The sequence below is a fragment of the Sphingomonas sp. PvP018 genome, from assembly GCF_017876865.1.
GTDB classification, from domain to species: domain Bacteria; phylum Pseudomonadota; class Alphaproteobacteria; order Sphingomonadales; family Sphingomonadaceae; genus Sphingomonas; species Sphingomonas aerolata.
On record NZ_JAGIOU010000001.1, the window covers coordinates 3,089,620 to 3,101,775 of the forward strand.

General features: G+C 66.4%; 10 protein-coding genes and 1 tRNA gene. 5 read left to right on the forward strand and 6 right to left on the reverse strand.

The window, feature by feature from the left end; all coding sequences use genetic code 11:
• Positions 1 to 37: 37 nt before the first annotated feature.
• The 4 genes from glgB to J3A66_RS13835 all read right to left on the reverse strand — a co-directional run bounded on the left by glgB (position 38) and on the right by J3A66_RS13835 (position 6,893).
• Entirely contained in the window at positions 38 to 2,200 is a 2,163-nt protein-coding gene (gene glgB / locus J3A66_RS13820) for a 1,4-alpha-glucan branching protein GlgB (RefSeq protein ID WP_209569482.1), read from the reverse strand.
• Positions 2,197 to 4,623, reverse strand: a complete 2,427-nt coding sequence (locus J3A66_RS13825; RefSeq protein WP_209569491.1) for a glycogen/starch/alpha-glucan phosphorylase — start codon at positions 4,621 to 4,623, stop codon at positions 2,197 to 2,199. Before J3A66_RS13825 ends, glgB begins: the two co-directional genes overlap by 4 nt.
• A 130-nt stretch (positions 4,624 to 4,753) precedes the next feature.
• Positions 4,754 to 6,061 carry an Nramp family divalent metal transporter gene (locus tag J3A66_RS13830; protein WP_031396276.1) on the reverse strand — a complete coding sequence of 436 codons (1,308 nt, stop codon included), beginning with the start codon at positions 6,059 to 6,061 and terminating at the stop codon, positions 4,754 to 4,756.
• Between the two features lie 208 nt (positions 6,062 to 6,269).
• Positions 6,270 to 6,893 carry a DNA-3-methyladenine glycosylase gene (locus J3A66_RS13835; RefSeq protein ID WP_031396277.1) on the reverse strand — a complete coding sequence of 208 codons (624 nt, stop codon included), beginning with the start codon at positions 6,891 to 6,893 and terminating at the stop codon, positions 6,270 to 6,272.
• 72 nt (positions 6,894 to 6,965) lie between these two features.
• Here J3A66_RS13835 and J3A66_RS13840 point away from each other — a divergent pair, with 72 nt between their 5' ends.
• The gene (locus J3A66_RS13840) at positions 6,966 to 7,283 is read left to right on the forward strand and encodes a 2Fe-2S iron-sulfur cluster-binding protein (RefSeq protein WP_031396278.1); all 318 of its coding nucleotides are present in this window, start codon (positions 6,966 to 6,968) and stop codon (positions 7,281 to 7,283) included.
• Between the two features lie 36 nt (positions 7,284 to 7,319).
• Here J3A66_RS13840 and rlmB read toward each other — a convergent pair whose 3' ends face one another.
• Entirely contained in the window at positions 7,320 to 8,066 is a 747-nt protein-coding gene (rlmB, locus tag J3A66_RS13845) for a 23S rRNA (guanosine(2251)-2'-O)-methyltransferase RlmB (protein ID WP_031440547.1), read from the reverse strand.
• Positions 8,067 to 8,087: 21 nt separating this feature from the next.
• Positions 8,088 to 9,737, reverse strand: a complete 1,650-nt coding sequence (locus tag J3A66_RS13850; protein WP_192008110.1) for a M20/M25/M40 family metallo-hydrolase — start codon at positions 9,735 to 9,737, stop codon at positions 8,088 to 8,090.
• Between the two features lie 126 nt (positions 9,738 to 9,863).
• Here J3A66_RS13850 and J3A66_RS13855 point away from each other — a divergent pair.
• The 4 genes from J3A66_RS13855 (at position 9,864) to J3A66_RS13870 (ending at position 12,078) form a co-directional block, all read left to right on the forward strand.
• Positions 9,864 to 9,950, forward strand: a tRNA-Tyr gene (locus tag J3A66_RS13855).
• A 188-nt stretch (positions 9,951 to 10,138) separates the two neighbouring features.
• Positions 10,139 to 11,152: a helix-turn-helix transcriptional regulator gene (locus tag J3A66_RS13860; RefSeq protein ID WP_192140298.1), complete on the forward strand. Its 1,014-nt coding sequence runs from the start codon at positions 10,139 to 10,141 to the stop codon at positions 11,150 to 11,152.
• 33 nt (positions 11,153 to 11,185) lie between these two features.
• Positions 11,186 to 11,644, forward strand: a complete 459-nt coding sequence (locus tag J3A66_RS13865; protein WP_042467030.1) for a hypothetical protein — start codon at positions 11,186 to 11,188, stop codon at positions 11,642 to 11,644.
• Between the two features lie 41 nt (positions 11,645 to 11,685).
• Complete coding sequence (locus tag J3A66_RS13870) at positions 11,686 to 12,078, forward strand: hypothetical protein (protein ID WP_042467029.1); 393 nt, start codon at positions 11,686 to 11,688, stop codon at positions 12,076 to 12,078.
• Positions 12,079 to 12,156 lie beyond the last annotated feature (78 nt).

Genomic DNA, 12,156 nt, shown 5'->3' on the forward strand with positions numbered 1-12,156 from the left:
GCCGTATAACGCCCCGTTACCCGCGGCTTGTTCCGTCTCAGCCCTTAAACTCGAGCATGATCGTCGCGAGCGGGGGCAAGGTGACCCACGCCGCGCCGTCCTCCGCGACCACACCGCCGAGATTGCCGAGCCCGCTGCCCCAATATTCATGCGCGTCGCTGTTGATGATCTCGCACCAGCGACCGTCGAGCGGCAGCGGGATGCGGTAGGGCGCGCGCGCGATCGGCGTCATGTTGGCGATGACGGCGACCGGTTTCGCGCCGGGCGCCTTGCGCAGCCAGGCGAAGACCGAATTGGCGGCGTCGTCGGCGATCAGCCACTCGAAGCCGTCGGCCTCGCAATCGCGCGCGTGAAGCGCGGGCTTGTCGCGATAGACTATGTTCAGATCGCGGACGAGGTTGCGGATGCCCTCATGGCTGCGGCTGTTGCGCAGGCACCAGTCGAGCGCGCGGCCTTCGGACCATTCGCGGCGTTGCGCGAATTCCTGCCCCATGAAGAGCAGTTTCTTGCCCGGATAGCCCCACATGAACGCGTAATAGGCGCGCAGATTGGCGAATTGCTGCCAGTCGTCGCCGGGCATCTTGGTCAGCAGCGAACCCTTGCCGTGGACGACCTCGTCATGGCTGAGCGGCAGGACGAAATTCTCGCTGAACGCATAGACCAGCCCGAAATTGATCTCGCCGTGATGGTGCTTCCGGTGCAGCGGATCGCGCGCCATGTACTGGAGCGTGTCGTGCATGAAGCCCATGTTCCACTTGAACCCGAAGCCGAGGCCACCGCTCTTGCCGTCGTCGCCAACGGGAGCGGAGACGCCCGGCCATGAGGTCGATTCCTCGGCGATCGTGAAGATGCCGGGATGCTGGCCGTACACCGCGCGGTTCATGTCGCGCAGGAAGGCGACCGCTTCCCAGTTCTCGCGCCCGCCGGTGTCGTTGGGGATCCATTCGCCCGCCTCGCGCGAATAATCGCGGTATAGCATCGACGCGACCGCATCGACGCGAAGCCCGTCGATATGATAGCGCTCAGCCCAGAACAGCGCGTTGTTGACGAGGAAGGAGGACACCTCGCGCCGCCCGAAATTGTAGATCGCGGTGTTCCAGTCGGGGTGGAAGCCGAGCCGCGGATCCTCATGTTCGTAGAGCGCGGTACCGTCGAAATGCGCGAGCCCGAACGCGTCGGTCGGGAAGTGCGCCGGCACCCAGTCGAGCAGCACGCCGATCCCCGCCAGATGCGCACCGTCGACGAACCGCGCGAACCCCTCGACATCGCCGAACCGCGCGGACGGCGCATAGAGCCCGGTGGTCTGATAGCCCCAGCTCGGATCATAGGGATGTTCGCTGATCGGCATGAACTCGATGTGCGTGAAGCCCATCTCGACCACATAGGGGATCAGCCGGTCGGCGAGCGCATCCCAGGTCAGGAACCAGCCCTCGGCGTCGCGGTCCCATGATCCTGCATGCACCTCGTAGATGCTGATCGGCACGCGGCGCGGATCGACCGAGGCCCAGTGTTTGCGGTGGCTCGTATCCGCCCATTCATGCGCGAGCGTGCGGGTGATCGACGCGGTCGCGGGACGCAGTTCGCTGGCAAAGGCGAAGGGATCGGCCTTCAGCGGCTGAAGCCGGCCGTCGGGACCGACGATCTCGTATTTATACGCGCGATATTCGGCGATGTCGGGGATGAAGATCTCCCAGACGCCGACGTCGCCGCGCCTGCGCATCGCATGGCGGCGGCCATCCCAGTCGTTGAAGTCGCCGACCACCGAGACGCGCTGCGCATTGGGGGCCCAGAGCGCGAAATGCACGCCCGGCGCGCCTTCGTGCTCGATCAGGTGCGCGCCCAACTTATCATGGAGGCGGTGGTGATTGCCCTCCGCCATCAGCAGGTCGTCGATCGGGCCGAGCACCGGACCGAAGCTGTACGGGTCGGTCACCCACCAGTCCGTGCCGCCGCCCTCGGCGTGATATTTCACCGGTTGCGGATCGCCGTCGATCGGCCCCTCGAACAGGCCGCGATCGTCGATCCGGGGGAGGGTGCCGAGTGTCGTGCCGTCGAGCGCATGCGCCTCAGCGGTCGTCGCACCCGGCAGCCACGCGCGCGCAAACGTGCCGCCGGGGCCGGCATGCACGCCGAGCAGCGAGAAGGGATCGTCGTGACGCCCCTCCAGCAGGGCAACGATGGCGCCTTCGGGTGGCTTCACATTACCGTCCAGATATCGCGGGCATATTCACGGATCGTGCGGTCCGAGGAGAACCAACCCACCCGCGCGACGTTGCGCACGGTCGAGGCGACCCAAGCGTCGCGATCGTTCCAGCGCGTGTCGACGCTGCGCTGCGCGGTGGCATAGCTGTCGAAATCAGCGGCGAGCATGAACCAGTCGCCCTCGTACAGCCCGCCCATCAGCCCGGCGTAGCGCTGACGATCATCGGGCGAGAACACGCCCGAGGCGATCGCCGAGACCGCCTGGCAGAGCTCGTTCGACCCGTCGATCACGCTGCGCGGATCATAGCCCGATGCGCGCTTCGCTTCGACCTCGTCTGCGGTCATCCCGAAGATGAAGATGTTGTCGTCGCCGACCCGGTCCTTGATCTCGATATTCGCGCCGTCGAGCGTGCCGATGGTCAGCGCGCCGTTCATTGCGAACTTCATGTTGCCGGTGCCCGACGCCTCGAGCCCCGCGGTCGAGATCTGTTCGCTGAGATCGGCGGCGGGGATGATCTGCTCCGCGAGCGACACATTATAGTTGGGCAGGAACGCGACCTTGAGCAGTCCACCGACCGACGGGTCCGAATTGATCCGGCGCGCGACGTCGTTCGCCAGTTTGATGACGAGTTTCGCATTGTGATAGCTCGACGCCGCCTTGCCCGCGAACAGCTTCACGCGGGGCGTCCAGTCGCGTTCGGGATGGCTGCGGATCTGGTCGTACAGCGCGACCGTCTCGATGATGTTGAGCAGCTGGCGCTTATATTCGTGAATGCGCTTGATCTGCACGTCGAACAGCGCGTCGGGGTCTATGCGCAGCCCCATGCTGTCCTTGATATGATTTGCCAGTGCCACCTTGTTCGAACGCTTCACCGCCCAAAACCGCTCCCTGAACGCGGAATCGTCGGCAAAAACATCGAGATCGATCAGCCGTTCGGCATCATCGAGGAAGCCGTCGCCGATCGCGTCGCGGATCAGCGCGGTGAGGCCCGGGTTGCACTGCTGCAGCCAGCGGCGCGGGGTTATCCCGTTGGTCTTGTTGTTGATTCGTGTCGGATAGAGGCGGTGAAGATCCGCGAAGACCGTCTTCTTCATCAGCTGCGTATGCAGCGCCGCGACGCCGTTGACGCTGTGCGATCCGGCAAAGGCGAGATTGGCCATTCGCACGCGCCGCTCGCCACCCTCGTCGATCAGGCTGATCGCGGCGATCGCGCGGTCGTCTATCCCTGTGACCCCGCGTGCCTCGCGCAGCAGCCTTGCGTTGATCGCGTAGACGATCTGCATGTGGCGCGGCAGCAGGCGCTCGAACAGCGGCAGCGGCCAGCTCTCCAGCGCCTCGGGCAGCAGCGTGTGGTTGGTGTAGCCGAAGGTCGCGCGCGTGATCTTCCACGCCTCGTCGAACGCGAATTCGTGATGATCGATCAGCAGCCGCATCAGCTCGGCGACCGACACCGCGGGGTGCGTGTCGTTCAGCTGGATCGCGGCCTTGTCGGGCAGCGTGCGGATGTCGCCGAAATACTGGATGTGGCGGCGGACGATGTCCTGGATCGAGGCGGACGAGAAGAAATACTCCTGCCGCAGCCGCAACTCCTGCCCCGCGGCGGTCGAATCATTGGGATAGAGCACGCGCGTGAGCGTCTCGGCGCGGAGCTGGTCCGCAAGCGCACCAGAAAAGTCGCCCGCGTTGAACCGGTCGAGCTTGATCGGATCGAACGCGCGCGCGGTCCACAGTCGCAGCGTGTTGACGTGTTCGCCGCGCCAGCCGACGACGGGGGTGTCGACCGCCATCGCCTCGACCGCCTCGGCGGGACTCCAGTGAACCTGGCCGCTGTCGGTCGCGATGACCTCGCCGCCGAAGCCGATGAAATAGGCGCTCTCGCGGCGTTCGAACTCCCAGGGATTGCCGTGCGCGAGCCAGCTTTCGGGCATCTCGACCTGCCAGCCATCGTCGATCCGCTGGCGGAACATGCCGTTCACATAGCGGATGCCATAGCCATAAGCGGGCAGCGCGAGGCTCGCCATGCTCTCCATGAAGCACGCCGCCAGCCGCCCGAGCCCGCCATTGCCGAGCGCCGCGTCGGGCTCGATCTCCTCGAGCGCGGCAAGGTCGACGCCGTGCAGCGCGAGCGCCCGCGACACCTCGCCGCTGCGTTGCAGGTTGGTCACCGCATCGCGCAGCAGCCGGCCGATCAGGAATTCGAGGCTGAGATAATAGACGCGCTTGGCGCCCGCCGCATGCGCCGCCTTGGTCGATGCCATCCAGCGTTCGACGATGTCGTTGCGCACGGTGAGGATCGTTGCCGCGAGCCAGTCGTGCGGAAGCGCGGCCTGCGCATCCTTGCCGATCCGGTGGACGAGCGTGTCGAGGATCGAATCGGCCAGCGTCTGGACGGAGCGCTGCAGGGCGGGGTTTGCGGTCACGCGAATTCCGGATCTCGTTGTCGTCACCGGTGATCCTAGCCGCGCGGACACCTTTGTCACGCGGACTTGCGAGGTCGCGGGACGCGATCGGCCAGTTAGCCGTGCATCCCCTGATCCATGTCAGTTTATCTCAGAGCATGCCGATCAGCAGCGTCGCGTTGAGGCCGATAATGACCGCGGCGATGACCCAGGCGAGCGCTTTGAGCCAGACCGGGCTGACGAGCGAACCCATGATTCGCGCGTCCCCGGTGAACTTGACGAGCGGCACGACCGCGAAGGGGAGCTGGAGGCTCAGCACGACCTGGCTCAGCACCAGCAGCCGGGTCGCGCCCGCATCGCCCGCGGCGCCGACGACGAATACCGCGGGGATGATCGCGAGCAGCCGCGTCACCAGCCGGCGTAACCAGACGGGCATGCGCAGGTCGAGGAAGCCCTCCATCACGATCTGGCCGGCGAGCGTGCCCGTCACGGTCGAATTCTGCCCCGAGGCGAGCAGCGCGACCGCGAACACGACGCTCGCCGCGCCCATGCCGAGCATCGGCGCGAGCAGCGCATGCGCCTGGTCGATATCGGCGACGTCGGTGCGCCCGGCGACGTGGAAGGTGGCGGCCGCGAGGATCAGGATCGCGGCGTTGATGAAGAAGGCGAGGCCAAGCGCGATCGTGCCATCGATCGTCGCCATCGTCACCGCGTCGCGCTTGCCCGCCTCGGTCGGCGCGAAGGCGCGCGTCTGGACGATCGACGAGTGGAGATAGAGGTTGTGCGGCATCACCGTCGCACCGAGGATGCCGATCGCGATATAGAGCATCGCCGGGTTGGTGACGATCTCGGTCGTCGGCACCAGTCCGCCGAGCACGCCTGCCATGTCGGGCCGCGCGAGGAACAGCTCGAAGATGAAGCAGCCGGCGATGATCACCAGCAGCGCGACGATGAACGCCTCGAGCTTGCGGAAGCCGAAGCGTTGCAGCGCGAGGATCAGGAACACGTCGAGCGCGGTGAGCACGACACCCCAGACCAGCGGGAGCCCGAACAGCAGTTTGAGCGCGATGGCGGTGCCGAGCACTTCGGCCAGATCGCACGCGATGATCGCGATCTCGCACAGGAACCAGAGCACGACCGAAACGCGCTTCGAATAATGCGCGCGGCAGGCCTGGGCGAGGTCGAGCCCGGCGACGATGCCGAGCCGGGCGGACAAGGCCTGGAGCACCATCGCCATCAGGTTGGACAGCAATACGACCGACAGGAGGGTGTAGCCAAACGCCGAGCCGCCGGCGATGTCGGTCGCCCAGTTGCCCGGATCCATATAGCCGACCGCGACGAGATAGCCCGGCCCGACGAACGCGAACAGCCGCCGCCAGAAGGGCGCGCCTTCGGGAATGGCGACGGTGCGATAGCTGTCGGACAGCGAATGGGCGAGGGCGGAACTGGGCGGCGGCATCGCCCGTGCTTTGCCGGATGGGAGCGGGGGGGACAAGCAGTTCGGTTGGTAGGCGGATATCGGGCGGGCGGCGCACGGCTGTCCTTGCTCCCGTCATCCTGACGGACGTCAGGATCCAGGGTCATGGGCGCCGGGCTGCGTGGCTCTGGGTCCTGACTTTCGTCAGGATGACGGACGGGGGTGCGTGGCGTCGCACCAGCAACCGCGGTCAGATCACCTTCATGTCGGCCTGGTAATGATGCCAGAGGAAGATCGCTGCCGCGCCGCGGTGCGGGCGCCAGGCTTCGGCGAGTTCGCGGGTCAGCTTCTCGCTCGGGCGGGCATCGTGGCCGAGGATGCGGCCGATCTCGATCTGGACCGCAAGGTCGCCCGCGGGCCAGATGTCGGTGCGGCCCTCGGCGAACAGCAGGTAGATCTCCGCCGACCAGCGGCCGATTCCCTTGACCCGGACCAGCGCGGCGATCGCCTCCTCGTCGTCGGCGGGCAGGTTCGTCAGGTCGAGGCGGCCGCTCGTCACCTCGTCGGCGAGGCTGCGGGCATAGCCGAGTTTCTGCCGCGACAGCCCCGCGCTGCGCAGCGTCTCGTCGCTGGCGGCGGCGATGTTGGCGGGGTCCGCGGCACCGCCGACAAGCGCGTCGAGCTTGTTCCAGACCGATTGCGCGGAGGCGACGCTGACCTGCTGGCCGAGGATGGTGCGAAGCAAGGTCGCGAAGCCGCGCTCGCTGATCCGCGGGGCAGGGTGGCCCTTGTTCGCGACCGCCACCGCGAAGGCGGGTTCGATCGCACACAGCGCGGTCATGGCAGCCTGCAACTGGTCGGCGTTCAGGCCCATGACGCGAACCTTGCAGCTTGATCGGGGCGGCGGCGCGCGGCATGGACCGCGCACGGTTTTTCGGAGGACAGCATGCCCAAGCTTATCGTCGTGACGCGGGACGGGGAAGAACGCGAGCTCATGGGCGAAACGGGTCTTTCGGTCATGGAAGTCATCCGCGACGCCGGGATCGACGAGATCCTCGCTTTGTGCGGCGGCTGCTGCTCCTGCGCCACCTGCCACGTCCATGTCGACCCGGAATTTGCGGCCAAACTCAAGCCGATGAGCGAGGACGAGAACGACCTGCTCGATTCGACCAGCGACCGCGACGACTATTCGCGACTGTCGTGCCAGATCGACATGACCGATGCGCTCGACGGGCTGAAGGTACGGATCGCCGCCGAGGATTGATCCGGTCCCTCTCCCCCGCGGGGGAGAGGGGGACGTTCAGCGCGTCGTGACCGCGTAGAGCGCGATCGCGGCGGCGTTCGAGACGTTGAGGCTCTCGACCTTTTCCGAGATGGGCAGCTTGGCGAGCTCGTCGCAGTGATCCTCGGTGTTTTTGCGCATGCCTTCGCCCTCGGCACCGAGCACGATCGCGACACGCTGCGTCCCCATCGCCTCGGACAGCGTCTGCGTCGCATGGCCCGTGAGGCCGATCCGCCAGAACCCGGCTTCGGCGATTTCCTCGAGCGCGCGGGCGAGATTGACCACGCGGATCCACGGCACCGTCTCGAGCGCGCCCGACGCGGCACGGGCGATCGTGCCCGATTCGGGCGGCGCGTTGCGGTCGGGGGTGACGATGCCGAGCGCATCGAACGCCGCCGCCGAGCGCAGGATCGCGCCGACATTGTGCGGATCGGTCACGCCGTCGAGAATGACGAGCGGACGATTATCGTCCTTGCCATGCTCGAGCAGGTCGGCGAGCCACATGTCCTCGAGCGGCTCGACCTCGATCACCACGCCCTGATGCGGGGCGTCGCCCGGCACCAGTCGCGCGAGATCGGTGGCCTCGGCGAAGGTCACCGGCACGGCCGCGGGTAGGTCGAACCCGGCCAGCGCCTCGCGCGTGCCCATGATCTTGCGCACCGTGCGTTCGGGATTGGCGAGCGCCGCGCCCACCGCATGCTTGCCCCAGAAGCGCGGACGCCCCGCGGGGGCCTTGCTTGGCCGATGGCCCTTGCGTGCTGCCATCAGAGCGCTCCCGTCATCATATCAGTCATCGTCATCGCTATATCCATAAGGGTCGGTCACCACCGGCTTGGTCGGCAGTGGCGTGCGTGGCAGCGCCTTGTCCGCATTCGCCGCGCTGAGCAACACCGATGCGAGCACGATCGACGCCTGGCGCATGTCCTCGGCCTTCAGGTGATCGAAGGTGTCGGCCGACGTATGATGGATCCGGCTGCCATAATCGAGCGGATCCTGGATGAACTGGAACCCCGGCACGCCGACCTGCTGCAGGAAGACGTGATCGGTGCCGCCGGTCGGCCGCAGGACGACGTTCGACGCGCCCATCGATGCGAACGGGCTGAGCCAGTCGCGAAAGATCGGCACGACCGCGGGGTTGGTTTCCGCATAGAGCCCACGCAATTTGCCCGAGCCATTGTCGATGTTGAAATAGGCGGCGAGGTCGGCATGACCCGGCAGCGGGGTGATCGGCCATTTCTGTGAAAAGCCGTAATAGCTCTGCATCCCGGTCTGCGGCGGGTCGTTGGGGCTGCCGCGTGTCGCCAGATGGCGGGTGACATAGGCCATCGAACCGAGAATGCCCTGCTCCTCGCCCGACCAGAGCGCGAACCGGATCGTCCGCTTCGGGCGGACGCCGGTTGCGGCCAGGATGCGGGCGGCCTCCATGATCATCGCCGAGCCCGCCGCATTGTCGGCGGCACCGTCCGCGGCGACCCAGCTGTCGAGATGCGCGCCCGCCATGACATAGCCGGCCTTCGGATCGGTCCCGGGAATGTCGGCGATGATGTTGTACGCCTGCGCATCGCTGTCGTCGAAGCGGACGTCGCTGACGATCTCGAGCGTCGGGGCGGGGCCCGCCTTGGCGAGCCGCGCGAGGCGTCGATAATCCTCCGCGGCGATCTGCACGCCCGGCAGCGCAGGCGTGTCGCCGACACCGAACAGATAGCCTTCGCCGCTGACCAGCTTGCCGTCGTGATAGGCCATCGTCGCGGTCGCGACCGCGCCTTCGCTTTTCAGGAACGCATCGAGTTTCTTCGAGAAATCGAGCCGCTTCATCCGGCGGTCGGCGGCATCGGGGTCGTAATTCGGCTGCTGAAACCGGTCGAGCCTCGCGATATCCTCGCCGCTCAGCCGCTTGAAGGCGGGCTCGGCAGGTTCGTCACCGGTGCCGGGCCGCGTGAGCATCACGATCTTGCCGCTGAGCTTGCCGCGCCATTTCGCGAAGTCGCGCTCGCGCGCCATCGGTGCGACGATCACGGCCGCGCTCAGCGCGGTGCCGTTCGTGCCGGGAGTCCAGGCAATGGGAATCGCGGTCAGCTGCACCACCCGCGGGGTCGTCATCCGCACGCTCGACCGTTCGATCGACCAGCCTCGACCGAATGCGAACCCTTCCTTGTGGACATTCGTGAGGCCCCAGTCGGCGAAGCGGCGCTGCGTCCATGCCTCGGCCGTGCGCATCGACGGCGAATTGGTGAGCCGCGGGCCGATCACGTCGGTCAGATGCTGGACGGTCACCATGACCTGGCTGTGGTTGGTCCCTTCGTCGATGATGCGGTTGACCATGGGTTGATCAGGCTTTGCGGTGCCGCCACGCTCCTTGGCGGCCGCGGGGCTGAGCGCGATGATCGTTACGGTTGCGGCGAAAATGGCAAGTCGGCACGGACGCGATTGGTGCATGAAGGTCCCCCTGGGCAATTTTTTATGCATGAAAGGCTATGCGGGGGCGGAAGTTGGCGCAACCCGCGTTGACAGCACCGACAAGCTTCGCCATTGAGCCGCCTCGCTCGAAAGAGTGGCCCCTTTGGACAGGTGGCCGAGTGGTTAAAGGCAGCAGACTGTAAATCTGCCCGGGTTTCCCGTACGCTGGTTCGAATCCAGCCCTGTCCACCAAAGCTTTGCGGTATCACCGTCCAAGCTTTGGTCCTTCGCCGGTAGCAAGGCCAGGCGCGAACCTCACAACCTTCAGATCTGTGCCGGGATGTCGTGCGGACATTATGCGCGAAAACGCGTCCCGCGACGGCATTCGGCGCGCCTCAAACAGGGATGCCTAACCGCGGAATTGCGGTTAATGTAGGTCTATGTCTGCCAGCCGCATTGATCTCCTGACCGAAGCGCAACGGGCCTGTCTTCGACTGGTCCTGACGCATCACAATTCGAAGGAGATCGCAGCGCTGCTCGGCGTGTCGCCGTCGGCGATCGACAAGCGGATCGAACGCGCGGTTCAGGTGCTGGGCGCGGGGTCGCGGTTCGAGGCTGCGCGGCTGTTGCAACGGCACGAAACCGCCGGGGATATCGACGCGCCCGCAGAGCCCCGCGTCATGCCCTCCGCCACGCCCGCGCCCCGCGCTGCGAACGACAGGACGGAGGACGGGACGTCGCCAACGCCGTCGTCCGACCTGCTGGTCGCGACGTATGATCGGCTCCCATCCGAACCAATCGACGTAGCGCGCGCGCCGTCGCATCCGCCACAGGTCGGCCAGGACGATCCATGGGGGCTCGTCCGCCGCTTCATGGGGATGACGCCCGGAGGCGGACCGGAGGGAGCGGCGCGGAACCGCCTGTCCAAGGGGGACAGGCTGATCCGACTGGTCGGGCTCATGGCGTTGCTGGCGATCACCACGGTGGCGCTGGTGACGATGACGATGACCATGACGAGCCTGTTCAGGCAGGTTCGCGGCAGCGCCGCCTCTCCCCGGGTTGAGCATTCGTCGCGCTGGGGTGGGAAATTCGACATGTTGAAGGAACGTCGTCAGGCAACCGACAGGGTTACCGCGGACTTTCTGAAGGCAGAGGCAGCGGTCGACCAGGCCGCGTCGCTCGCTGCTTCCTGCGTCGCGACCTTGTTGCAGCAGCGTGCGGCGGCAAGATTGCCGGTCGCGACCGGGATCGCCGCGCTGCAACTCGTCGCGGATGCATCGTCCGATCTGATCAAGGCCCGCCAGCGCTTCGTCGACGCGCACCGGGCGCTGGTCGCGGTACGCAGCGAAATCGGCCTCGGTGCCTTTTATGCCTATGGTGACGAGGGCGAGTGTCCGCCCAACGAAGGGGCTTTGCGCGACGATGCGCGACTGCACCTCGTCGTTGCCGCCTGACGACGCGGCCGGTGGATCGCTTGACCCGATAACGTGGACCGCGTCTGGATCTTCAACGCGCTGCAACTGGCGGCGACCGGCTATGCATTCTGGCGTGGCGGTGCCCCCGAGCGGCTGACCGGGCTTGCCCTGCTGCTCGCGGCACTGGCCACGCGGATGTTTCACCAGCTTGGCGCAGGCGAGTTCGTCGACGTCGAGATCGGTATCATGACCGTCGACATCGTCCTGCTCGGCGTGATGATCGCCATCACGCTGCACGCCGATCGGTTCTGGCCGGCCTGGGTCACCGCGCTCCATGCACTGGGGACCGGGGCGCATCTCGCCCGGGCGATCAACCCCGACGTGATCCGGCTCGCTTATGCGGTCCTGTCGGTCATGTGGAGCTACCCCATCGTCCTGCTGCTCGCCGTCGGAACGATGCGGCATGCCAGACGGGTCCGGTCGCGAGGCTGGGATCTTGACTGGAGCCGCCAGGACCCGACCCTTCCTTAGCCCTGCATCTGAGGCTTTAAATGTCTTATGCCATTCCTTTCATGCGACTCTTGAACGGCGCACGGCCCGGGCCGGCTCTTGCACCCGCCGCCGTCGATCCCGCCCGCCTGGTGAGCGCTGCCAAGCATCTGTACGAACTGCGTCGCCAGCGCGACGCGGCATTCGGCGCGGACCTGTTCTCCGAACCCGCCTGGGACATGCTGCTCGACCTGTTCATATCGCATCACGAGGGGCGTCAGCTCAGCGTGTCCGCGGTGTGCATCGGCGCGCGGGCGCCTTCGGCGACGGCGCTGCGCTACCTTGCGATCCTGCAGGAGGCGGGTCTCGTCCTGCGGACCCGCGACAAAAATGACGGTCGACGATCGCATATTCAGCTGTCGGTCGTCGGGCGTCAGCGGATGAGCGATCTGCTCGCGGGTCTGGTGGATTGCTGATCCGCAAGCCGGCCGGGTGACCGGTCGAGCTTGGCGGACGGACGAACAAGATCCCTGCGGCCGGCGCCGACCGGGCGT